33 protein-coding genes are annotated in these 22,084 nt (G+C 52.5%); 6 read left to right on the forward strand and 27 right to left on the reverse strand.

Annotation, left to right across the window (positions count from 1 at the left end; translation table 11 throughout):
* Window positions 1–97: 97 nt before the first annotated feature.
* From FGO67_RS12830 to FGO67_RS12855, 6 genes are all read right to left on the reverse strand, one after another.
* Window positions 98–643 carry a type 1 glutamine amidotransferase domain-containing protein gene (locus FGO67_RS12830; RefSeq protein WP_203301035.1) on the reverse strand — a complete coding sequence of 182 codons (546 nt, stop codon included), beginning with the start codon at window positions 641–643 and terminating at the stop codon, window positions 98–100.
* 108 nt (window positions 644–751) lie between these two features.
* Window positions 752–931 carry a hypothetical protein gene (locus tag FGO67_RS12835; RefSeq protein WP_203301036.1) on the reverse strand — a complete coding sequence of 60 codons (180 nt, stop codon included), beginning with the start codon at window positions 929–931 and terminating at the stop codon, window positions 752–754.
* 198 nt (window positions 932–1,129) lie between these two features.
* Complete coding sequence (locus FGO67_RS12840) at window positions 1,130–1,903, reverse strand: substrate-binding periplasmic protein (protein WP_203301037.1); 774 nt, start codon at window positions 1,901–1,903, stop codon at window positions 1,130–1,132.
* Window positions 1,904–2,468: 565 nt separating this feature from the next.
* Window positions 2,469–3,392, reverse strand: a complete 924-nt coding sequence (locus FGO67_RS12845; RefSeq protein WP_203301038.1) for a M14 family metallopeptidase — start codon at window positions 3,390–3,392, stop codon at window positions 2,469–2,471.
* A 45-nt stretch (window positions 3,393–3,437) separates the two neighbouring features.
* The gene (locus tag FGO67_RS12850) at window positions 3,438–4,100 is read right to left on the reverse strand and encodes a glutathione S-transferase (RefSeq protein ID WP_275297948.1); all 663 of its coding nucleotides are present in this window, start codon (window positions 4,098–4,100) and stop codon (window positions 3,438–3,440) included.
* A gap of 65 nt (window positions 4,101–4,165) precedes the next feature.
* The gene (locus FGO67_RS12855) at window positions 4,166–4,516 is read right to left on the reverse strand and encodes a RidA family protein (RefSeq protein ID WP_203301040.1); all 351 of its coding nucleotides are present in this window, start codon (window positions 4,514–4,516) and stop codon (window positions 4,166–4,168) included.
* Between the two features lie 151 nt (window positions 4,517–4,667).
* On the opposite strand from FGO67_RS12855, the gene rlmF reads away from it, so the two are divergent.
* Window positions 4,668–5,600 (forward strand): 23S rRNA (adenine(1618)-N(6))-methyltransferase RlmF, encoded by a 933-nt coding sequence (gene rlmF / locus FGO67_RS12860; RefSeq protein WP_203301041.1) that lies wholly within the window; start codon window positions 4,668–4,670, stop codon window positions 5,598–5,600.
* Here rlmF and FGO67_RS12865 read toward each other — a convergent pair.
* From FGO67_RS12865 to FGO67_RS12875, 3 genes are all read right to left on the reverse strand, one after another.
* Complete coding sequence (locus FGO67_RS12865; RefSeq protein WP_203301042.1) at window positions 5,593–6,921, reverse strand: sensor histidine kinase; 1,329 nt, start codon at window positions 6,919–6,921, stop codon at window positions 5,593–5,595. The genes rlmF and FGO67_RS12865 overlap by 8 nt on opposite strands.
* 160 nt (window positions 6,922–7,081) lie before the next feature.
* Complete coding sequence (locus FGO67_RS12870) at window positions 7,082–7,483, reverse strand: hypothetical protein (protein ID WP_203301043.1); 402 nt, start codon at window positions 7,481–7,483, stop codon at window positions 7,082–7,084.
* Window positions 7,484–7,693: 210 nt separating this feature from the next.
* Complete coding sequence (locus FGO67_RS12875) at window positions 7,694–8,434, reverse strand: type 2 periplasmic-binding domain-containing protein (protein WP_203301044.1); 741 nt, start codon at window positions 8,432–8,434, stop codon at window positions 7,694–7,696.
* A 498-nt stretch (window positions 8,435–8,932) separates the two neighbouring features.
* Between FGO67_RS12875 and FGO67_RS12880 the strand changes: the two genes are divergently transcribed.
* Window positions 8,933–9,178 carry a type II toxin-antitoxin system CcdA family antitoxin gene (locus FGO67_RS12880; RefSeq protein WP_036149681.1) on the forward strand — a complete coding sequence of 82 codons (246 nt, stop codon included), beginning with the start codon at window positions 8,933–8,935 and terminating at the stop codon, window positions 9,176–9,178.
* Window positions 9,178–9,495, forward strand: a complete 318-nt coding sequence (locus tag FGO67_RS12885) for a CcdB family protein (RefSeq protein WP_203301045.1) — start codon at window positions 9,178–9,180, stop codon at window positions 9,493–9,495. The genes FGO67_RS12880 and FGO67_RS12885 overlap by 1 nt, the downstream gene beginning before the upstream one ends.
* Window positions 9,496–9,561: 66 nt before the next feature.
* On the opposite strand, the gene FGO67_RS12890 is transcribed toward FGO67_RS12885, so the two are convergent.
* Window positions 9,562–9,876, reverse strand: coding sequence for a HigA family addiction module antitoxin (locus FGO67_RS12890; RefSeq protein ID WP_106670515.1), 315 nt, complete (start codon window positions 9,874–9,876; stop codon window positions 9,562–9,564).
* A 10-nt stretch (window positions 9,877–9,886) separates the two neighbouring features.
* Window positions 9,887–10,165, reverse strand: a complete 279-nt coding sequence (locus FGO67_RS12895) for a type II toxin-antitoxin system RelE/ParE family toxin (protein ID WP_203301046.1) — start codon at window positions 10,163–10,165, stop codon at window positions 9,887–9,889.
* Between the two features lie 135 nt (window positions 10,166–10,300).
* Between FGO67_RS12895 and FGO67_RS12900 the strand changes: the two genes are divergently transcribed.
* Together FGO67_RS12900 and FGO67_RS12905 are read left to right on the forward strand one after the other, a co-directional pair.
* Window positions 10,301–10,552 (forward strand): type II toxin-antitoxin system Phd/YefM family antitoxin, encoded by a 252-nt coding sequence (locus FGO67_RS12900; protein ID WP_012137510.1) that lies wholly within the window; start codon window positions 10,301–10,303, stop codon window positions 10,550–10,552.
* Window positions 10,549–10,803, forward strand: coding sequence for a Txe/YoeB family addiction module toxin (locus tag FGO67_RS12905; RefSeq protein ID WP_203301047.1), 255 nt, complete (start codon window positions 10,549–10,551; stop codon window positions 10,801–10,803). Before FGO67_RS12900 ends, FGO67_RS12905 begins: the two co-directional genes overlap by 4 nt.
* An 84-nt stretch (window positions 10,804–10,887) precedes the next feature.
* Here the strand turns inward: FGO67_RS12905 and FGO67_RS12910 are convergent, their stop codons facing one another.
* The 12 genes from FGO67_RS12910 to FGO67_RS12965 form a co-directional block, all read right to left on the reverse strand.
* The gene (locus FGO67_RS12910; protein ID WP_203301048.1) at window positions 10,888–11,742 is read right to left on the reverse strand and encodes a hypothetical protein; all 855 of its coding nucleotides are present in this window, start codon (window positions 11,740–11,742) and stop codon (window positions 10,888–10,890) included.
* Between the two features lie 3 nt (window positions 11,743–11,745).
* Complete coding sequence (locus FGO67_RS12915; RefSeq protein ID WP_023012140.1) at window positions 11,746–12,039, reverse strand: HigA family addiction module antitoxin; 294 nt, start codon at window positions 12,037–12,039, stop codon at window positions 11,746–11,748.
* Complete coding sequence (locus tag FGO67_RS12920) at window positions 12,039–12,317, reverse strand: type II toxin-antitoxin system RelE/ParE family toxin (RefSeq protein ID WP_203301049.1); 279 nt, start codon at window positions 12,315–12,317, stop codon at window positions 12,039–12,041. The genes FGO67_RS12915 and FGO67_RS12920 overlap by 1 nt, the downstream gene beginning before the upstream one ends.
* A gap of 440 nt (window positions 12,318–12,757) precedes the next feature.
* The gene (locus FGO67_RS12925; protein WP_203301050.1) at window positions 12,758–13,183 is read right to left on the reverse strand and encodes a hypothetical protein; all 426 of its coding nucleotides are present in this window, start codon (window positions 13,181–13,183) and stop codon (window positions 12,758–12,760) included.
* Window positions 13,184–13,622: 439 nt separating this feature from the next.
* Entirely contained in the window at window positions 13,623–13,985 is a 363-nt protein-coding gene (locus tag FGO67_RS12930; RefSeq protein ID WP_203301051.1) for a hypothetical protein, read from the reverse strand.
* Between the two features lie 128 nt (window positions 13,986–14,113).
* Entirely contained in the window at window positions 14,114–14,581 is a 468-nt protein-coding gene (locus tag FGO67_RS12935) for a hypothetical protein (RefSeq protein ID WP_203301052.1), read from the reverse strand.
* Window positions 14,582–14,663: 82 nt separating this feature from the next.
* On the reverse strand, window positions 14,664–15,119 hold the full coding sequence (locus FGO67_RS12940) for a DUF6998 domain-containing protein (RefSeq protein ID WP_203301053.1): 456 nt from the start codon (window positions 15,117–15,119) through the stop codon (window positions 14,664–14,666).
* A gap of 87 nt (window positions 15,120–15,206) precedes the next feature.
* Window positions 15,207–15,557, reverse strand: a complete 351-nt coding sequence (locus tag FGO67_RS12945) for a hypothetical protein (protein ID WP_053114992.1) — start codon at window positions 15,555–15,557, stop codon at window positions 15,207–15,209.
* An 87-nt stretch (window positions 15,558–15,644) separates the two neighbouring features.
* Window positions 15,645–15,938, reverse strand: a complete 294-nt coding sequence (locus tag FGO67_RS12950) for a type II toxin-antitoxin system RelE/ParE family toxin (RefSeq protein ID WP_203301054.1) — start codon at window positions 15,936–15,938, stop codon at window positions 15,645–15,647.
* Window positions 15,935–16,159: an addiction module protein gene (locus FGO67_RS12955; RefSeq protein ID WP_075196060.1), complete on the reverse strand. Its 225-nt coding sequence runs from the start codon at window positions 16,157–16,159 to the stop codon at window positions 15,935–15,937. Before FGO67_RS12955 ends, FGO67_RS12950 begins: the two co-directional genes overlap by 4 nt.
* A gap of 830 nt (window positions 16,160–16,989) precedes the next feature.
* Entirely contained in the window at window positions 16,990–17,388 is a 399-nt protein-coding gene (locus FGO67_RS12960; RefSeq protein ID WP_203301055.1) for a GFA family protein, read from the reverse strand.
* A gap of 89 nt (window positions 17,389–17,477) precedes the next feature.
* Window positions 17,478–18,134, reverse strand: coding sequence for a hypothetical protein (locus FGO67_RS12965; RefSeq protein ID WP_203301056.1), 657 nt, complete (start codon window positions 18,132–18,134; stop codon window positions 17,478–17,480).
* Between the two features lie 388 nt (window positions 18,135–18,522).
* On the opposite strand from FGO67_RS12965, the gene FGO67_RS12970 reads away from it, so the two are divergent.
* Complete coding sequence (locus tag FGO67_RS12970) at window positions 18,523–19,515, forward strand: integron integrase (RefSeq protein WP_203301057.1); 993 nt, start codon at window positions 18,523–18,525, stop codon at window positions 19,513–19,515.
* Here the strand turns inward: FGO67_RS12970 and FGO67_RS12975 are convergent.
* The 4 genes from FGO67_RS12975 to FGO67_RS12990 form a co-directional block, all read right to left on the reverse strand.
* Window positions 19,512–19,787 (reverse strand): YrhK family protein, encoded by a 276-nt coding sequence (locus FGO67_RS12975; protein ID WP_203301058.1) that lies wholly within the window; start codon window positions 19,785–19,787, stop codon window positions 19,512–19,514. The two genes, FGO67_RS12970 and FGO67_RS12975, sit on opposite strands and share 4 nt — an antisense overlap.
* A 71-nt stretch (window positions 19,788–19,858) precedes the next feature.
* Window positions 19,859–20,203, reverse strand: coding sequence for a 4a-hydroxytetrahydrobiopterin dehydratase (locus tag FGO67_RS12980; protein WP_203301059.1), 345 nt, complete (start codon window positions 20,201–20,203; stop codon window positions 19,859–19,861).
* Window positions 20,204–20,269: 66 nt separating this feature from the next.
* The gene (locus FGO67_RS12985) at window positions 20,270–21,574 is read right to left on the reverse strand and encodes a TRAP transporter large permease (protein ID WP_203301060.1); all 1,305 of its coding nucleotides are present in this window, start codon (window positions 21,572–21,574) and stop codon (window positions 20,270–20,272) included.
* A complete protein-coding gene (locus FGO67_RS12990; protein WP_203301061.1) occupies window positions 21,564–22,058 on the reverse strand; it encodes a TRAP transporter small permease in 495 nt (164 codons plus the stop codon). The genes FGO67_RS12985 and FGO67_RS12990 overlap by 11 nt, the downstream gene beginning before the upstream one ends.
* Between the last annotated feature and the right edge of the window lie 26 nt (window positions 22,059–22,084).

Genomic DNA, 22,084 nt, shown 5'->3' on the forward strand with positions numbered 1-22,084 from the left:
TGGCGGAGTTGTTCGGGAGGTATAGGGCGGACTGGTTCGACCCTGAGCCGAAACCAGTCCTGGCCTGTGCTTCTAGCGAATACTGCCAGTGCGGCTATCAGCCGACGGGAGACAGAACCTCAATAATCGTGGCGCAAAAGGCGTCGAGATCATCGGGAACACGGCTGGTAATCAAGCCATTATCGTTATGAACCTGCTCGTCGACCCAGTGGCCGCCGGCGTTCTGAATATCGGTTTTCAGGCTCGGGAACGATGTCAGGGTGCGGCCACGAACCTGTTCCGCTTCAATGAGCGTCCAGGGTGCATGGCATATCGCTGCCACCGGTTTATGCTTGTTGCAGAACTGCTTGATCAGCGAGACAGCGCTTTCATCCATTCTCAGCGCATCCGGGTTGGCGACGCCGCCGGGTAGAATCAGTGCATCGTAATCGTTTACATCGGCATTCGCTGCCGTTTTATCCACCGGAAAGGTATGCGCTTTATCCAGGTGGTGGTAACCCTGGATATCACCTTCTTCCAGCGAGATCAGATGCAACTCGGCACCAGCGCCCTGCAGGTCTTTCCAGGGTCGGGTCAACTCAACCTGTTCGACACCATCGGTCGCGAGAAACGCAATTCTTTTTCCATTTAATGGTGCACTCATCATCAACCTCCTTATGACCAAATGTTCGTACCTTCGCAGGCACGAAATACCCTAACGTATTTTTTTTGGTGAAAGCTAAAGATGAACAGATGGACATCCCTGACAGGTTCAAACGGAGAACGGAATATACCGCTCATGGAGCTCATTGTTATACTCGCCAAGGCGCTCACGAGCATGTTCAAGCTTCTTCCAGGCTTCCTGCAACTCAGCCAAGTCTTCCTCGGCGGGCGCCTGGTCCTTGGTACCGCCATCAAGGCTTTCGTACTTGGCATCTATCCGCTCTGCCACGTTCTAGTACTTGGCCCACGCTGCCTGATACCGTTCCCGCTCAGACTTCCAGTCTTGCACGTTTTCCATTACTTGCCTCCTTCTGATGCGTGTCATTGCTTGGTGTGTTTTCCACTACACCAACCATCACCTTAAGGATGAACAAGGCTCTTTCAACCTGGAGCAGATTACGAAATGGACGGATACTGATAGAAAGTGTTACTTTGAACTCCTTTGCAAACCCAACTTATATTTTTTTAATAGATCTTTAAACTGGCTGCTAACTTTTATTTTTTCAAAGCTAAGCTGAAGCTTTCCCACTATTTCTGGATCGGTATTTCTGCTCAAAACAAAGTAAATATCATTGCCACCAAAATTAATTAGCCTCTTGTATTTTGAAAAATCAATACCAAGCTTAATCGCCAAGGCTCTGAAGTTTTCCCAGTTATCAACAATTATATCCACTCGCCCCCTATCTAGCATACGAATCGTTGATTCAATATTAGAAACTTTATAGATGTTTTTTTCGTTTACCCCAAGACTCCTAATATTATTAACGCTTGCATCTCCAATCACAGTGGCAGCAGTAACATTGTTACCAGAATTAAAGCTCTCCTTAGTTAACGCGCTATATTTTTTAACTATCACATAGTTATTTATCGTATGAAATGGACCAATCCATTGGTACATCCCCTCTCTCTCGGGTGTCTTTAACATTGAAAATCCAAGCGTGTCTTTTCTTTTCAGATTAGCGACAAGCCTTGCCCACGGAATAAACTTAAAGTCACTCTTAGACTGCATCGAGTTTACGTCTTTTAACATCATGTCCAGAAGATCAACAGCAAATCCTTTTACCTCTCCACTCTCATCTTCAAATTGGAATGGATCCCATTCCTCCATGTAAATATCAAGCTTTGGAAATTCACCACTTCCATTCACATGACCTAAACTAGAAAAAAACAAAATCACAAAAAAAGCTAATATTCTATTCATATATCACCACGTGAAGCTTTATATGATATATCGCAAGAAAGGAAATAATAAACGAACACTTCCGCGCAGCGACCGCCGAAAACGGGAGCGGACGTATTCTGGCTCATCACAGCATAAATATGGTCAAGCCGGCGCTTGCCGAATGCTTCGGCAGTCAACTTATCAACAGCTTCTATCGAGCGACTATCAAGTGCATGGGTAAAGGCGAGAGTGGCTGAACCAAGATCGAAGCCTACAGGTTTCAGACACGCGTAAGGCGCACCTCCAGATGCAAGACATGTAAGGATATGGGACTCAGGCAGCTCCCTCGTGAAAACCTCGGGCAGCTTCAACTCGAAAGTGCTCACCCAAGAGAAACCGCACGGCAACTAGTCGTAAGCATAATGGGCCTCATGACGTGGCCATCGAAGCAATACAAGAAGTATAGGTGCAAAACGCAAAACAGATTGGTTTTAATTGGCTGGCCGGCACCAAAGCTGATCTTTGAGACTGACGGTGCGTATCACCGGCAGTCCAAAATGGTCTCTTGTTAAAGGGACTTTTCCCTGCCCCAAATTAACCTGCCCTATTGGTGCGCCAGCGCGTAGTCGATCGCCGCACACACCGCAGCAGCCTGCGCGGCATCGCATTGCTCGGAGGTTATACGGGAGCTGTCAGGATAAACCTCAGTGGTCGTTTTGTAGGGCGCTCTGGTGACACTGGCACACAGCCCCAACTCATTGAGCGGGTACTGGATCACGCCCCGGGCGACCACCGGTGAGCCGAAGATCTCGCCGCGGTCATCGGCAGGAGCGATATACGTAACCCGCTCCACCGCTTCAATTATCGCCTGCTGAAATTCAGGCTGCGGGTTCTCGGTATCAGCGACCAGATAAAAACCGTCGGGAATCCCGCCCGGCTCGAAGGGCTTGCCATCTCGGGCCGCCAGCGCAGGGCGAAATTCGGATTCGTCGGTGTCGGTGGTCTCGTGCAGGTCGATATGCAATAGCGCACGATCACGCACGGGCGCGACCAGGCGCATGAGTGCGGCCGACTCTTCAGCCGGACTGTCTTCGCGGAACGAACGGTTCGGGTCCACCGCGTTCGGGTTCCAGCGGTGAATGCGCTCGTAAGCCCAGGGGCTGACACAGGGTGCGACCAACAGGTTAGCGCGGCCCGCGTATGCTTCTGCATGCTGATCGAGAAACTGCAGCCCGCCGTGCACACCGCTGGTTTCGTAGCCGTGCACTCCCCCGGTTATCAGTACAACCGGCAACTCGTCACGCCAGTCGCGGCTCCTGATCGCCATCAACGGATAGCCATCGGAGCCGTAGTCGAGATGGCCATACTCTTGCACGTCGAAGCACGAGCGCAAGCGCTCGATCACACTCAACACCTCCGACTCGTAGCTGCGTTGACGAGTCTGCCGTGACAACCACTCTGCGCGTTCAGCGTCGCCCCAGGGAGTGCCTGACGTACCAATTGGATAGGGCGTAAGAGCCGTGTTCATGTTGCTTTTTCTCCAGTAAAAATAGATGCCGGCGGGCAGAAGTGTTTAGATGTAGCGGCTGTCGCCTGGAAACACTACCAAGTCATCACCTTCCTGCCAGGGCTGGTACTTGACCATGACCTTCTGGAATATTGGGTGTTCCAACCAATCCCTCAGCCATTGCTGTAGTTTCGGATAAGGTAGGCTGTAAAACACCTCTCGATCGACATGGGCGAACTGCCTTACAAACGGCATGATGCCAATATCAGCAATGCTGATGTTTTCCCCCAGGAGATACCGATTCTTGGCTAACAAGCTCTCTAACTCCTGTAAAAACACCTCGCCGTTCTGCCGGTACTCCAGCTGTGTGAGTTCTGGGTGGCGATCAGCGTATTTATAGCGATCCAGCCAGTGTTTAAATTCGTTATCGTTACGCTCAATCAGGGCATCGGCGCGTGCTAAATCGACGCTTAACAAACCGTGCGGATCGCTCTGCTGCAGCGCCCACTCCAGTATTTCCCTGCTTTCCTCGATCACGAGACTCCCGGAGCTATCACGCTCGGCCAGCTCCAGAACAGGAACCGTGCCTTTTGGGCTGATTGCCAGCATCTGCGCCGGTTTGTGTTTCAGCACGATCTCCCGCAGCTCCACGTTCAGCTCGGCAAACAAGATACCGAGGCGAGCGCGCATGGCGTAGGGGCAACGACGGAAGGAGTACAAACGATGCAGTGCAACAGTGATGGCGAGCCTCCTGGCTGAATTGACTGAGGTATAAATCGGGCGGCGCTTTCCGGTCAGGACGTCGCAGCAACTACCGAGATTTCGACCTTCAACTCAGGAGACGCCATCTGCGCTTGCACACAAGCCCTGGCTGGAGCTGCGCCTTCAGGTACCCAGTTATCCCACACTTCGTTTAGGGCTTTGAAGTCAGCCATATCAGCAAGGTAGATGGTTGCAGACAGAATTTTATCCCGGCCGGAACCGATGCTCTCCAGCAGCTCGTCCACTTTCTCCAGCATCCCGGTTACCTGGGTATGAATGTCACCATTCCTGTCCTTGGCCACCTGGCCGCATAGGTAAGCGGTACCATTGTGTTTTACGATCTTGCTCATGCGGTTATTGGTGGAAATGCGCTCAATAGTCATTGCTGTCGCCTTTTGGGAAAATGAATGTACAGTCAGAGGGCTCATGCGACCCCCGAATTGCCGGGTATGCCCAACACCTGCATTAAGAATATAATCACGGGCCAAGCCAGACCTTCTCTACTTCAGAATTCCAAGCCTCGGGCCTATTACTGTGAGCACCCCGTATCGAAGTGAAAAAAAACAAGCCAAGCCTGCGAACAAAGGTCTGCACCCGAGGAATTTACACAACCAGGGCTATGACTTCCAAGGCCTCGTGAATAGCCACCCAGCGCTCGCCCCTCATGTGAAACCGAACGCTCATGGCAACCTGTCCATCGATTTCGCAGACCCATTGGCGGTAAAAACGCTCAACGCCGCGTTGTTGAACCGATACTACAACATTGTCGATTGGGATATTCCAGAGGGCGCGCTTTGCCCCCCAATCCCAGGCAGAGCGGATTACATCCATTACATGGCTGACTTGCTCAAGCCTGACCAAGCCAACATCAAACTGCTCGACATAGGGACGGGAGCCAATGGAATCTACCCGCTACTGGCCTGCCAGATCTACGGCTGGCAGTGCGTGGGAAGTGACATTAACACTGAGTCGCTGGAGAACGTAGCCACGATTATCGCCAACAACCCCACACTCAAAGACCGCTTCACGCTGCGCACCCAGCACGATAAAAACCACATTTTTGAAGGGATCATTCAGGCCGGGGAGTTCTTTGACGTCAGCGTGTGCAACCCACCGTTTCATGCCTCACTCGATGAAGCACTGAAAGGTAGCCAGCTCAAGCTCGACAACCTTGCCCGTAGTCGCGGTGAACGAAACGCAAACACCACATCCCCTACCCTAAATTTTGGTGGGCTGGGAGCAGAGCTTTGGTGCAAGGGCGGCGAGCAGCTGTTCCTTAAAAAGCTCATAAGAGAAAGCCAGCAGTATTCAACTCAATGCCGCTGGTTCACCAGCCTGGTTTCAAAAGCCGACAATGTTAAGCCTGCGAAGAAGTTGATTCGAAAACTCGGTGCCGTTGATGTTCGGGAAATAGAGATGAAGCAGGGTAAAAAGATCACCAGGATATTGGCCTGGACGTTCATCTGATCAGGGTGAAGAAAAACTCGCTGCCGCCCGTGGCTCTGGAACGGTAACCTATTTGACCACCGTGTAATTCAATGATGCCCTTGCAGATGTACAGACCGAGCCCGGAGCCGCCAGAGCGTCGACGGGTGTCGGACGTCTCCTGAGCAAAGCGCTCAAACAGATGGTTGCTGAACTCCTCCGACACGCCCTCCCCTTCATCCTGTACGGTGCACATAACCCCTTCCTCTGACGGTGCCAGATGGACCACCACCTCACCACCGGCACGAGAGAACTTGATAGCGTTGGACAAGAGGTTCTGCACCACCTGCAACAGGCGATCAGGATCGGCCATGACCGACGGCGCGGGCTCAAGCCGGGTGCTCAATGCAATGCCCCGCTCGTCGGCCAGGTATTGTTGGATTTTCACTGCTTCGTCGATGACGTCCGCCAGATCAATTATTTGCAGGTTCAGCTCGAAGCGGCTTTCGGACAATCGCTCAATGTCCAGAACATCATTCACCAGACCAATGAGCCGTTCGGTATTGCGGGTCGACATCTTCAGCAATGCTTGCTGTTTTTCCGGCTGCTCGTTCAGATTGCCATTGGCCAGCAGTTTGAGGCCGCCGTAAAGGGAAGTAAGGGGCGTTCTCAACTCATGGCTAACCATGCTTACCCAGTCACTCCTGGTACGACTCAGGGCGTCTCTTTCCTTATCGGCCTGGCGCCGGGAATCCTCGTAGGCATAGGCAATGGCCGAGACAAACAGCATGGAACCAAAACCGGCTGCAAGCCGCCCGACCAACGATTCGTCCGGGTAGCTGGTAGTAATCCACTGCATTTCATGGGCCGCCAACAGCATCAACAACCCAACCAGCACCAGGAAGGTCGTTCGAAGGGCAGTCAGTCTGGCTGAGGTGAAATTGGCAATCAGCGGCAACGACGGCAGCCAGGTGAGTACCCGGGAATACAGCCCGTTGTCGTTAAAAGCAGTCATGAAAATAGCGGCAACAACGCTAAGAATCATCAGATCGCCCGCTGCCCCACTCTTGCCTGTCCGGACGAAAAAAACGAGGCTGGCAACGATGGCAAACACCCCCAAACACGCTACCAGGGAGACTGGCCCAATACCTTCGGTCGACAAGCGCACAAATGCCATGGCGGACATTGCCAGAACACCGAAAATCAACAATGCCACCATCACCCGACCACGACGTAACTCCTGCTGGGACAAGCGCGACAGGTGGCGCCTGAGAAACAGGTCAAGAAAACGCCTCTGGGCATCAAAATAGGCAACTGCGACACCGCGCTTATCAGTTTTATTGGGATGCTGTAGATGGTCCAACTCGCCGATGCCTCTTTGACGTTCCAAGCTCTGTAGTGGAGGTTACCCGAGACTAACTTCCCGTTCTCATCTATTTAATCACCTGGACACCCCAAGAAGGATGAAATCGCGATGCGGGTCTGAGCAGTAAACATCGCCGTAACTGGCCTGGTTAGGCGCATTACACCTGCCCTCTCAGCTTAGCAGCGATGTATGGTGCAAGAACCGTTGCCGCAAGAACAACGGGCCAGATGTTGCCACCCTTGAATGTGTACGCTTCAAGCAACTCGGACCACGACTTGCCTTGCCAAAGCCCGAACGAAAACTCAAAAACGAGAGTAAGAACGAGCCAGCCCACCCCGACGACACAGAACCCAACGGGGCGACTAATTTGCAGCCAAGGAAGCGAAAAATACGCTACGCCAATGATTGAGGCTGAGAGCAGCAAACCACTTAGCACGAGCGCGACCGGAATTCCGAACTCTGGCACAAATACCGATTCACGCAACACTCCATTGGCAACAGCTAGGACCAGGATGCCAACCCAGATTGCTAAAGCCTTTAAAGCGACTACCGTCAGCATTGACTGCCTCCATAGCGCCTAATGCCGTGGGTAAGCCGCCGGGCCAAGGCGCAGCTTAGCACCGGTCGGCTGGACCCACTTGTTAAGTTCAATCAGTAAAGAATTCGCCACCAGAATCTCCCAAACCAACCCGACTATCGGCACCGCCACTCATACCACTGATCAAACTGTTTAGGTGCCTGGCAAATCGATCTTTGGCCGCCAGCTCTCCTACTTGTCCGGCTGAATCGAGATGTGCCGGTCCGGCGGCGGCAATTCGGATAGCATGGCCTCCACGTCAACCTTGTGGGTAGCGAAAAAAGCTTCCGCAGCCTCAATCAGAACCGATTCGGTTTTGAGGATACCAAGATAGACCGGCCATTCGGCATCGATCAGCGGCGTGCTGTAACGGTCCGAATCGACTTCCGCCAACAATGCAAAAAATTGGAACTCCATTTCGTTCATGACAATGTAATCGCACCGTTTGCGCAGAAACATGCCCAGCATCTGTTGGGCATTGTACGCGTCATGGCGGACCAGATCCGTGCCGATCCGCCGCTCGAGTCGATCACTGTAGACAAACCATCGGCGCAGACAGATGCTGCCCTTTAGGCCATCGAAGGAGTCCGGTTGACGTTCAGGTTGCGCGAACACGCGGTCACGCCAGGTTAATACCGGTCCGACGGCGTGCATCCGATCCGGCAGCGGCATCCACCGCGGGTTGGCGAAAACCGCGTTAGCTAGTCCTTGTTCCAAGGCCCAGGCATGGCGTTTGCGCGCCATTGGGCGGAAATCGGCTTCGATATCGGTCTTGATGGTGAACTCATTGATCACCTCGACCAGAATGCCCTTATTAAGGTTGTTACCGTAATAAAACGGCACAAAGCCCTGGTCCGACCCCATAATCTGAAGCGTTTGGGACGAGACTGGAAGGACCCAGAATGCTGCGATGATCAGCAGGCCTATTCTCATTGGATCATCCCCCCAGTGATCGATCGGGATAGGTCGTCGCTTGTTCGAGGTTGCCTCGGCCAGCTAAAGACAACCTGCACACGACTTTGTGCAAACCGTTTAAGGAATAGTTCCGTTGTGCCATATCACTCTGCAGTCCAATGCCTGCTGTAGTGCGTCGCAGCACATCCCCCAATAATCACAAAGTTGCATGCGTAAATTGCGGAGATGTAGCTTGCACCCAGCCTAGCCTATGGCGAAAGAAACCAGAAAACAAAACTAAAAGATTTTGCAGTGTCTTGCGGGGAGAAACGTTGAACTGACGCGATCAATTGAGAGCAACTCCCTGCTCTAATGCCTGAATTCTTCCGAGGCCTTGGCCATTAACGCCTTGGCTTTGCGGCGTGACGGAGCGCCAGCGTAAGCACGCCCGACAACAGCCATAGGTTAAATGCTTGCATGCGCATGGCTATGCGCATAAGATCAAACTTTGTATTCGATATCTTCTGGGAGGCCCTCATGGCCGAACTCTATAACTCAGCCGCCCCCAAAAAAGCAGCGAATCTCTCAATCAATAGCGATCTTCTGCGTAAAACTCGGGAACTGAACATTAACTTGTCTGCCACCCTGGAACGAGCCCTGAAAGAAGAGCTTTCGAAACGCGAAGCCGCACAATGGGTTGAAGATAATCGCGCTGCGATAAAAAGCTACAACGATTTCGTCGAACAACATGGATGCTTCGGCGACGAATTCCGGGAGTTCTGATGGCACAGTTCGATGTGTACCCCAACCCGAGCAAAATCAGCAAGGCTCACTATCCTTACCTTGTGGATATTCAAAGCAGCCTTCTGAGCGATTTGGCAACTCGCATTGTTATCCCTTTGGGCAAACGTTCTGCCTTCGGTGGCGAAGCCATGCAAGGCCTCACTCCCGAAATCAGTTTTGCCGATCAAGAGCTGTTGCTGTTAACTCCGCAAATTTCCTCCGTGCCTGAAAAACATCTCAAGAGCCCTATTGGCTCTCTCTCACATTTCAGAGACCAGATTGTTGGAGCTCTGGACCTCGCTATCACCGGCATTTAACGCCCGGCGCACGCGCCGGTTTGGAGCCGCGAAGCGGCGGAAAATCGGTCGCTGTGCAGCCGATTGTTATGCCCTGTGCCCGATTTCGGATACAGCATTCCACGGACGAATATTCTTCAGCTGATCCTCTAGCGCATCTTCCGCAATCTCAGTGTCGTAGGCTGCCTGAGCTCGCAACCAGTAGCCATTGGACAAACCAAAGAAACGACAGAGTCGCAGGTCCGTGTCTGCGGTTATCGAACGCTTTCCCGCAATAATCTGGCCGATCCTCTGAGCAGGCACCCCAATCTCTTTAGCCAAGCGGTATTGAGAAATACCCATCGGCTCGAGGAACTCTTCCTTCAGTAACTCGCCTGGCGTTACGGCTTCAATGTTGCGCATGAGTTACCTCCTACTGGTAATCAACAATTTCGACATCTTCCGCACCAGCTTTGGTCCAACGGAAGCAAACCCGGAACTGCCTGTTGATTCGAATGCTGTGCTGACCTTGGCGGTTACCATGCAATGGCTCCAACATATTCCCGGGCGGTACTTTAAGATCATCCAACTGACTTGCAGCTTGGAGTTGCCGAATTTTCCTCAAGGCAACTCGCTCAAAATTGACGAAGCGTCTGACGCGGCGTCCACTTGCCAGCTTCTCGGTATCCCTACACTTGAACGATATGATCATAGGGAAATGATGACGCAGTGCGTTATTAACGTCAAGCGTTAGTATGCGGAAAAGCGGTCGCTGTGCAGCCGATTGTTAAATCCTTACATGTACGCTATTCTGCACACGAACAATATCCTGTACAGGAGCAGCATTATGGATGCAATTAGCTACACAGCCGCTAGAACCAATCTAGCAAAAACCATGGAGCAGGTCTGTGAAGACCATTCTCCTGTGATCATCACCCGGAGCAAGTCGCAATCCGTGGTAATGATCTCTCTTGAGGACTACGAGGCATTGCAAGAGACCGCATACCTTCTGCGCGCACCCAAAAACGCCCGTCGTTTGCTGGAATCTGTTGCCGAGCTTGAGCAAGGCGGTGGTCAGGAAAAGGAACTTCTTGAATGAAACTCATCTTCTCCGAGAACGCCTGGGAAGACTATCTGTACTGGCAGAAAACCGACAAAAAAATTCTGAACCGAATCAACAAGCTCATCAAGGAGACCGAACGAGAACCATTCGATGGAGTGGGCAAACCGGAACCCCTCAAACACAGCCTCGCTGGTTACTGGTCCCGCCGAATTAACGAAGAACACCGCATCGTTTACAAGGTCACGGATGACGCTTTGCTCATTGCTCAGCTTCGGTACCACTACTGATTTAACGCTTGCAGCATGCGCGCCCACGGAATGGAGCCGAAGGCGCAATGTAGTGGGCGTCGCCGTGCCTGCACTGGTTAGGCATCAGACTACCCCTTGTTCGATAGCCCACATCCACGCTTGAGACAAGATCCCTGCTATACCCACAAAGACGATTGCCCAAGTTAATCGATTACCTACCTTGGCCGTTTTGATCTGATCTTGGTGGCGCTGAACGTTCAGCTCGAATTCCGAGAGGGTAACCAGAGCTTTACCGGTCACGACATAGTTCGTACCTTTCTTAGTCAGCTCTCCGGAATCCACAAATGATTCAAGTACAAGTTCAAGGTGGGCTTTGTGCTTATCTTTATCTGGATGATAGAGCCACTTACGCGAATATTTCTGCACTGCCAGCATAAGCGGATATATCTCATCTCGTGGGTTATCGATTTTACGTTCTACGAGATGACGAAGAAGTTCCATTCTCTCTTCACGAACCAGGCGCTTTTTGTTGTATAAGGATTGGCTTACCCGGTCTCGGTACTTAACAATTTTGTGCCAACAGGCAAGATCCATCAGCAGAAATTTACCGGGGTCGGTATAGTCGAACTGGTACCCTTGGTAATAGTGCTCTATTCTCAGATCAAATTTTGCTGGGTCAATATCCTCTTCTGAAAGGGTTTTCTCCTTCCCGGACTCCTCACCTTTCCAAACCAACGCCTCGTACCCGGCCTTTTTACGTTTCCGGATCAATATGCGTGTGTTTGACTCAGTATCTTCCAGTTTGACTGAGTAGAAGTCGTTATCCATTGCCCCTGGCGAGCTAAGCGTAATACGCTCAGGGGCCGGCTTCTCCAATGCCTTGTTCAGAGCACGAAAGAACAACTCACTCTCCTTGCCTAACGCCCTGGCTTTGCGGCGTGCCGGAGCGCCAGCGCAGGCGCGTCCGACAACAGCCACTGGTTAAGCTGCTTCGAAGTCCAGGCGATGAATACCATCCAGATTGACTGTGCCGCGAGCCACCCATAGGTCATACATATCTTGCATCGCCAACCAGCTCTCAGGAGTACGCCCGAGAACCTTGGACAGCCGCAAAGACATTTCAGGGCTAATGCCACTATCCCCTTTGAGCAGCCGAGACAAAGTAGAAGGTGAAACGCCCAGACTGGAAGCAAGCTGACGAGAGCTGATACCAAAAGGCTCCAGGTACACCTCGCGAATGAATTCACCAGGATGCGGCGGATTATGCATAGTCATTAGTGATAATCCTCATAATCAAGAATGTAGGCGTTGCCGTCCTGGAATTCGAACGTCATGCGCCAATTTCCGTTAACCCTAATCGACCACCGGCCTTTGTCTTTGCCCTTCAGTGGATGAAGCCGAAAACCAGGGATATCCATGTCTTCCACTGAAGTCGCCGTATCCAGAGCAGCCAGCTGCATGCGCAGCTTCTTGGCGTGATCTGGCTGTATGCCGGACGTGCTGCCAGTCGAGTAGAACCGTTTCAGTCCTTTGTGACGGAATGATTTAATCATGAGGGAATGCTAGCATGTTGCGCACCACGCAACAATAGAGCTTAACGCTGAGCTTAGCGGCGGCCTTGTAATGGAGGCGAAGCCGCAATGAAAAGGCCGTCCGGCGGCCATCGGCCGCGTACTACAGCGGCTTGTTAATGGCCGGTTACCCGGCAGTTTCTCCCTGGCACCCAAACCCGAATGCCCTTTACCAAATAGCTTGCACTGACCCTAGCCCATGGCGCGAGGAACCAGAACACGAAACTCGCAGATTTTGCAGTGTTTTGCGGGGAGAAGAGTTGAACGGACGTGAACATTTGAAAGCAACTCCCTGCTCTACTGCCTGAATCCTTCAGTGGCCTTGGCCATTAACGCTGAGCACAGCGGCGACCTTGGAGTGGCGACGAAGGAGCCACGTAAAGGGCGTCCGGCGGCCATCGGCCGCGTACTGCTGCGACTTGTTAAAGGTTTTTGAGGGCTGTTTTTGCCCTGTATGCTTGCACGAACTGAAAGAGGCCCAACCCAATGAACGACGCAACCACTGCATTTGAGATGTCAGCATCTCCATGTAACAGGCCAGCAGTCGCCACACAAAAAAGCCCGCCAAAAATGTACTCGTTAGGCTCATAGCGATATTTAAACTTCAGGGACTGCCCATAAAGGTCTGGGTCAAAATCGACGGGGACGTTCAGCTCTTCCGCCTGCTTAATAGCGAACCGGTTTACTTTTCCACGCCAGAGCGACCAGTAAACAATTTCTTCACCTGGTAATGCAATCACTCGAAAACCTCTGCCTGTTCCAGTTGCGATTTGTGTTATCCGCAAACCAGTGATTTTCGAAATATTACCAAGCCTTATTGTTCCATCTAGGAACTGCTTCCGTGCCATGATTCGCTACTTACATTTAACGCTGCAATAAACGGCGCCCTGACAAGGGCGTCCGGTGGAGGCCGTAGGCCGGAACGAATTTGATTGCCTGGTTAGCTGGGGGTAACGAAGAAGACCAATCCCTGGCTAACAATTCGACGGCATGCTCCGCTGCCCTGGCACCGCCACTCGCTGATGCACGGTGATTAATACCACCGCCTTTGTTGCGGTGAATGAACCTGAACTTCAGAGTAGCAGAGCGCAACCGAATTTTCGGTGGACTGCCCCACAAGGTGAACACCCAATCTCAGTAGAACGCCGCTGACAAACCGAGCTACCAAACCTCTGGCGGATTTGTCGGAATGGGCACCAAGCCACCCAAAAGACCGAAGCACTACCCAGCTAACGCTGAGCGAAGCGGCGGCTGAAAGCCGTCCGCCTTACGCGACTTGTTATCGAATTAGTCTGCGTCTTCAATCACCAACGTTTTATTCTCGGGGACCTTTTCGTCAAACAAGCTTTCCAGCTCTCTCTTGAACCTTTGGTACTCACCGACTGCACTCTCTTCGAAGGCAATAACCTCATGCTTGTCAGCAAACGAAAGGACAATAGCTTTTTTACAGCCCCCAAGCTCAGGAGTTGGTTCGGGGCCACGAAAGAAAAAATCGAAGTTGTCGTGAAATTTGAGGCTTGAGATAGCATTGAGATTTACATGATATTCGCCGGAAACAACCTCTGGAGGAGTGTTGTCGTACCCTCTGTCGTCAGCGTTAGTAATATCATAAGTAAAAATGTCAGAACGGTTCTTGATAGAAATTTTCAAAGTTGACTCCTCTATTTCGATAACGCCGCAATCAGCCGCGGCTTACATTGTGTGCCTTTTGCACGAAAATGGGAGCGCAGCGACCGTGTAAAAGATGCACAGAGTAAGACGTCGACTGCATTGCTTTGTTAAGCGGGATCTGGCTCCTCATCCTTTTTTAGGAAATGGTTTACTATCGAAGGACCATATTGATGGTAAAGCTCCATAGCCTTACGAGTTACCCACCGGACCACAAAATAGGAAATAAAAACCCCGGGAAGAATTACCAACCAATTGAAGTTGTATTGATCCGGGTTTCTGAAAATGTGCACTAACGAACCAAGCCCTAAACCGCCTAGCGCCCCTCCCAGCATGAGCGAAAATAGACCAAGCGCTCCATAGATTGCTCCCGATACCCAACCTATAGCTCCAAACACCACGAAAAATGCCAAACCAGCGAGAGCACCAGCGGTTCCCCCACCTAAGATATCGGCGAACATTTGGAAAAATGACTTTTTCTCTACGCCAAACATCAGAATCAGCTGAAAGCAGACCCACGTCGATGAACCAAGCACCGAATACCTTACAAGTTTTTCTGCGATTTTCTTTCGGTTCATTCTTAGACTCGCTTAACGCGAAGCACAGCGGCGACCCGTCAGGGACGTCCGGCGGCCACCGGCCGCGTACTGATGCGCCTTGTTAAATGGCCCTGGGCACACGGTCCGACTGAGCCACTGTTTGATTGAGTTGCCGGAGCTTGTTGAGAGAGATTTGAAACTGGCCATTACTCGGTAGCCGTTTACCTGTGAACTGATCCCAAACAAGGGCTCCTGGCCCGTTATAAATTTCTTCGAATGTTCCGTCACGCAAGATCTTGATGATGATCGTATGCTGCGGCTGGCTCCGGAATGCTACAGATTTGGATTGCGTAGCTTTGATCTCAACTTCCAAGCCGGTTTCGGTGACAGCGTCATAGCCTTTGTTGGAAGCTATCTTCAGCTCCAAATTATAGGCGTCGGCCACGATGCACTCACCCAGACTGCCAACCATGTGACCATCCGGGGTGAAGTGCCTGCCCGGGAACATGGTCTCCAACTCATTGACCGTGGCATAGAGTTGCTTGACCAAGGTCCGGAATTTATCGTGATCGATCATAGGCATTTAACGCTGAGGTAACCGGCGCCGGAGCGTAGCGGAGGGAACCAAAAGCGCCACGCTTTTGGCGTCCGGTTGACCGCCTGGTTATGGCCTCGCATGCTTAGTCACCGTATGAATTACAAATTTTCCGCAAACCAAGCAAATGACGAGCATTAGTAAAATTTGGATGGGGAGGTTCGCGGCGAAATACCACCAGTACTGGTCAGATACCTCTTCCTTAGCTGCGACCAAGCGGTCCAAAAATTCCGGAGAGCGCCTCAATGCATTGCCCTCTTCTCGGGAAAGATCTGATATGGACCTGCCATCTAACGCTAATTCAATAGCCTCTTTATTAACGTGCTCTGTCAGTGCTCGCCCATAACTTCCGCCTGCGGCGCTGACAAACACTGCCAAAATTAGGCTGGCAAAAATGGACAGATAAACCTTCTTCTTCACTCGACTTCCTTGTGGTCATAACTCCCGGCTCACGCGCCGGTTTAGAGCCGCGAAGCGGCGGAAAAACGGTCGCTGTGCAGCCGCTTGTTAAAGCCTGCCAAGCCAGTACTGCGGACGTCGCCGGTCGTGGGCAACCGCCAGAACTTGAAAACCGTCAGGTTTCTCTCGGTAAACGATGGATAGCGGAAATCTGTGAGGGGGCGCTCTACGAATATCTGGCTGCAACTCAACTTGCCAGGCTTTTGGTGACTCGCCAACTAAATTGGCCAGGGCCTCAAATTCCTCTATGAAGGCACCACCCAATCCCGGAACTTTTGATTCGTAATAACCAACTGACTCCAGGAACTCGGCTTCCGCTGCCGGGTGAAAAGAATAGTTCATTTGATCAGTGCTCTAGCCTTCCTCATGACATCTTCACCGGACACGGCCTGAACTGAACCATTATCTAGCTCTTCGCCTCTACGGCGGGCCTCAAGCAACCAATCGGACCTGAGTTCTTCTTCTGAGGGAGACTCCAGACTCAATACCAGTCGCTGGATCAATTGGGCTCGCTCCTCTTTGGGAAGGTGGAGCGCCTCGTCTTCAATTTTCTGGAGATTCATAGAAGAAACCTCTCGTTCGCGTATCGTTCAGTTTTGACACGGATGGGTATCTGGTGCCACGACTCGGCTTTCCAGCTTTAACGCTGAGCTTAGCGGCGACCTTGTAATGGAGGCGAAGCCGAAATGAAAAGGGCGTCCGGCGGCCATCGGCCGCGTACTACAGTGGCTTGTTAATGGCCGGTTACCCGGCGGTTCGTTCCTGGCACCCGAACCCGAATGCCCTTTACCAAACAGCTTGCACTGACCCTAGCCCATGACGCGAGGAACCAGAACACGAAACTCTCGGATTTTGCAGTGTTTTGCGGGGAGAAGGGTTGAACTTACGTGATAATTTGAAAGCAACTCCCTGCTCTACTGCCTGAATCCTTCCGTGGCCTTGGCCATTAACGCTGCAATAAACGGCGCACTGAAAAGGGCGTCCGGTGGAGGCCGTAGGCCGGAACGTATTTAATTGCCTTGTTATACATAAGGCTACCAGCCCCACCAACGTTCAATCCTGACAATGCCACGCCAGATGCCCCCGAGAATAGATGGAAACAGTTGCGGGAGCAGCAATGCCAGCACAGCAAAGACGATGATACAGGCGACCAGATAGGTACTGCTGAGAAAGCCGCCCCAAAACGAGAGCTCTTTATTAACCCCAGGCCAGATGAAGGCTGCGGTCGGGACCGAAAAAAACAGAGATGCAAAGAGACTTATCAACCTTGACTCGATTGGCCCACCTTGGCCACGCTTCCTTGCCATTTTCCGTGACTACTCCTTGTGTATAACGCTGAGCGCACCGGCGGCCTGACAAGGCCGTCCGAGTGACGCGGCTTGTTATCACTGTCTCAGTCATACTCCGCATTCTGAGGCAGATCGTCCGTAATCTCGAACCAAGGAGCCCTGCTGGCAACGAACACGTGGCGCTCGGCTTTTACTCCTGGGTCGGTATCGAGTGTTCCAAAGGGAAAACCATAAATATCAGGGTTTGCATCGAATCTTGTGTAAAGGCTGGAACCGCAGTTTGAACAAAAGCCCTTATGCTCACCTGGAGAAGATTCGTAGAACTTCATCAACTCCTGACCATGAACGGTATGCCAGTCAGAGGACTTTACCTTGGCTCGGGTTCTGAACGCTGAAGCATGTAGCTTCCGGCACATTGAGCAGTGACAGTTCAGCACATCGGTCAGTGGACCGTTGATTTCGTATTGGATGCCTCCGCAGAGACAACTACCCGTTTGCTTCATTGATGCACTTCCTTGTGTGATAACGCCAGCGGCAGGGGCGCGACGTCAGGAGCGTCCCTTGACCGCTTTTGTTAGATTTTAGACCTTCATTATCGTGGTTTGAGGCCAATGACAATCCTGATTACCCCAGGCTTCTTTTCCGCTTCGTTATCTAGACCGGCCTCGGCCATAATTCCAACATCGTTTAGAGCTTTAGCCAGTGCAACTGCTGCAGCTCCTATTCTATCTTTTTGACTTGGTGCGACACCGAGGAAAACCCCTGGCGGAGCGTTAATTGCGACGCCCGCAGGCGGCTCTCCAACAACAAGACCGGGAGGATCGACTCTTTTCCAGCCAGCATCTGACAGCGTCTTGTTGAGAATCGCCCAAAACGATTCTGTGTCTAAACCGGCGGGTGGCAGAAGGGCACAGTATTCTTGGTTAACAAACGCCTTTGTCGCTTCTACCAGAGCCTGTCTTTGGCTTTCATCCAAAATGCGGGGAGCTTTCAGCCTTTCCAGTTCAAGCTTAGCTTCCGCTGCTCGCGCATTCGCTTCTGAAATAGCTTTTTGAGATTCCGTGATTTGACTTTCAAGAAGCGTGGAGCGCTCTTGAGCTGCACCCAAATCCCGGTTCAAGTATTCCTCTTTTATATTACCCATCCAGACGACAAAGACTGTGGAGACAGCCCCTCCGACTAGAGACGCAATCAAACCGATATTTGCCCAGTGATACAGCTTTGAAGCAACTTCCAAGGACAACCACATCGGATCAACGCCTCCTTATCGTAGCCTGATCATCTTTAAATCTAACAGCTAATTCAACGACAAATGACGTATATCACGAACGCGCTTATTTCCGCGCGGTCCAGACATTACCCACCATAAATTCTTTTATTTTCAGAAAACTACGAATTCTAAAAACAAGCTAGCCTGGAAATAAGCGTCAATTGTCGGATTTTCCCAAGCGTACCCATTCGTTTATCTGTTTTCGTTATTCACTGACTATTCCATACCTTTCATAGAGTTGTAAGCCAGATGGGGCGGAATTTACGAAGTTTTGCGACAGTTGTCGTATATCTCCGCTTTTTACCGTGGCATTCTTTGAATTCAGTCTTAAAATACTGTATATAAGAACAGTATGGAGGCTGTGCGCATGATTTTGGATGTACCACCAAAACTGCCGGATAACCCTACCCGCTTCATGGATCAGCTTCGGGTGCTTATCCGCAGCCGGAATATGGCCTACAAAACCGAACAAACTTACTGTCATTGGATCAGGCGCTTCATCCGCTTTCATGGCATGAAGCATCCGTCCACCTGTTCCGCAGAAGACGTAGAGAAGTTTTTGTCCCACCTTGCGGTACAGCGTAATAACAGTGTGAGTACCCAGCGCACGGCTTTGAACGCCATTGTTTTCCTGTTTCGGGAATTCCTTCAGCAGCCGCTGGAGGAGCTGTCGTTTGAGATGGCGCGCAAGCCTCGGCGGTTACCTACGGTGTTCACTCACGATGAAGCCCGGGCGGTGATTGGTCACCTGCACGGTGAAGCCCAGCTAGTCGCCCGGCTGATGTACGGTGCGGGGCTTCGAATCAACGAGGCCTTGAGGTTGCGGGTAAAAGACGTGGATTTCGGAATGCAGCAAATCATCGTTCGCAGCGGCAAAGGCAACAAAGACAGAACCACCCTGCTCCCAGACTCACTGATTGAACCACTGACGTTGCAGATGGAAAGCTGTCTGGCCCAGCACAGGAAAGATCTTGCTCAAGGTCTCGGTGAGGTCTATATGCCCACGGCTTTAGATCGAAAATACCCCAGCGCAGGTCGGGAACCGGCATGGCAGTATGTGTTTCCCGCCACAAAATTATCCAAGGATCCGCGTAGTGATGTGCTCCGCCGGCACCACCTGCTGGATCGAAGTGTCCAGCGAGCCATTGGTGCCGCCATCAGCGAAGCGGGCGTTTACAAGCAGGCGAACAGCCACGCGTTGCGGCACAGCTTTGCTACTCGTCTGCTTGAGGCCGGTTATGACATCCGCACCATTCAGAAACTGCTGGGTCATGCCGATGTACGTACCACCGAAATCTACACCCACGTGGTGCGCAAAGGTGGCTTTGGCGTGCGTAGCCCCATCGATGATGCGGTCTAGTTGTCCCAGTGGCTTGCAGGAATCCGCTTGACGTGGATATGGCTAACCAACCGGATGGTGGGGCGTATCAGAAACTGAAAGCTGCCGATGATAAATAGCCAGATGGCCGCTTTTTCATACTCGGGGAAAAGAAACAGGATACTGCCAACCAAAAACCAGATAGCGATAAAGAAATCGTTCACGATACTGATCACTTCGTACCGGCGGCGAATGATCAGCTCTTCGTGGCCAAACTTCAGTGTAAGCGGGCTATCGCTGCGGTCTTCAACCATGGCTCGTCCTGTTGCTGATGGCTGGGGGAAAGGGTTATGTGGCGGAGGCTCGGCTCCGCCACCGCAGATGGTTACATGTCGCGATAAGCCGCGTCGGTCTTCGCCGCCATGATGAAATCGTTGCGATGCAGGCCGCCGATGGCATGGGTCCACCAGCTGACGGTCACCTTGCCGTATTCCAGCAATATGGCGGGGTGATGGTCTTCCGCCTCGGCCAGGTCACCCACTTTGTTGGTGAAGGCCTGGGCCTGGGCGAAGTTCTTGAGCTTGAACACTTTGTGCAGCTGCTCTTCCCCATCGGTCTCAACAATCTTCCAGTCTGGGATGTCCTTATGCAGCGTTTGCTTCTCGTCGCTGGTTACCTTTGGCGCGTCTTTACGGCACGCCACGCAGTGCTGTTGGGTTAACTCGCTCATGACCAAACTCCCTGGTTGATGACTGTATTACTAGCGTGGGTGCCGGCACGGGTATTATCAACCCCGCTACCACTGCCCCACCACAAACCCGAGTTTGTCCGGTAGCCACAGGGCAATGCCCGGTATCAGCATCACCAGCAGCAAGCTCACGCCCATGGCCGCAATGAACACCAGGGCCCAACCCAGGGTGTGTTCCAGTCGAATATTGGCTATGCGGGTAGTCACCATCAGGTTGACGGCCACCGGCGGTGTGAACTGGCCGATGGCAATGTTCATGGCCAGCAGGATGCCGAACCACACCGGGTTCCAGCCAAAGTGATTCATCAGTGGCAACACAATGGGAATCAGGATGAGGTAAATCGATACCGCATCCAGCAGCATGCCGGCAATCAGCACCAGCACCATCACCAGCCCCAGCAGTACCCAGCCGTTGTCAGACAGCGACAGCAAGGCATCGGCCAGATGCTGGAAGGTACCCAAGGTGGTTCCGGCCCAGGCAAAAATGCCGGCCAAAGCGATGATCAGCATTACCACGCCAGAGGTAACCGCGGCATCGGTAACGAGGTCAAACAGGTTCCGGATGCTCAGGTTGCGATACACCAGGCAGCCCACGATTACCCCATAAGTTACCGCCACCACGGCGGCCTCGGTGGGAGTAAACAACCCTGACCGCAGCCCGCCCAGAATGATCACCGGTGCGAACAGCGCGGGCAGCGCGGCCTTGAAGCTGGGCCAGAATGGCGGCCGCTCGGAGTCTTTCGGGTCTTCCCAGCGGTACTTGCGGGCCAGAAACAGTGCCGGTACCAGCAAAGACAACCCAGCCAGAATGCCCGGGAAGACACCGGCGGCAAACAGCGCACGCAGGTCCACGCCCGGCACCACGATCGAGTAGAGAATCAACGCAATGGACGGCGGAATCAAAATGGCAGTGGAAGATGAAGCCGCAATCAGTGTTGCGGAGAACGGCTGCGGGTAACCGGCCTTGCGCATGCTCGGCAGCATCACCATGGCCACCGCGGCGGCGTCTGCTGGCCCGGAACCGCTCATGCCACCCATGATCAGGCAGACCAGAACGGCAACCACAGTTAATCCGCCATGGCGGGGCCCAATGATGGCCTGGGCAAAGCGCACCAGGCTGGCCGCCACCCCGGCCCGCTCGAAGATAAGACCGGTCAGGATGAACAGCGGAATTGCGATCAGGGGGTATTTGGCCACGCTGTTGTAGGTATTGGTGCCCAGCGTTGCCAGCATGTCCGGTGACAGGCCCGCCAGAATACCAACCACGCCGCCCAGGCCAAGGGCGATCGCCACCGGCACGCCCAGTAAGAGCGCCAACAAGAAACTGCCGATCAGGAGCAGATCAGGACTCATGGATAACCTCCGGATCAACCTTGCCGCGCAGGCGATCAATGAGGTTCTGGGTCATCCGGATAATGATGGCAAGCGACAGCACCGGCAGCCAGATCACGTAAATCCAGTTCGGCAGTCCCAGCCCCGGCGACAGCGACTCCCACTGATACTCCTCAAGCGCAAACTTGCTGCCGTACCACACGGTGATGCCCAGCACGGTAACTCCGGCCAGCCACTGCAGCACAAACACAACCTTCCTGAAGCGTGGTGGCAGGAAGTCTTCGATCAGCTCGATACGGATGTGCTGGTTATGGCGGGCGGCAACCGCGGCCCCGGCAAAAGTCAGCACCACCAGCAGGAACACGGAATACTCTTCGGTGAAGGCAAACGAGGCATCGGTGGCGTAGCGGACAATCACATTGCCCAAGCTGATGACACAAATTCCAATCAAAGCCAGGGCGGCCAGCCAGGCGTCAGGCCTGAACTTCGGGGGGCGAGCAGACATGAAAACTCCGGATTCAATAACAGCAC

The sequence above is a fragment of the Marinobacter sediminum genome, from assembly GCF_016820575.1.
Classification (GTDB): Bacteria; Pseudomonadota; Gammaproteobacteria; order Pseudomonadales; family Oleiphilaceae; genus Marinobacter; species Marinobacter sediminum.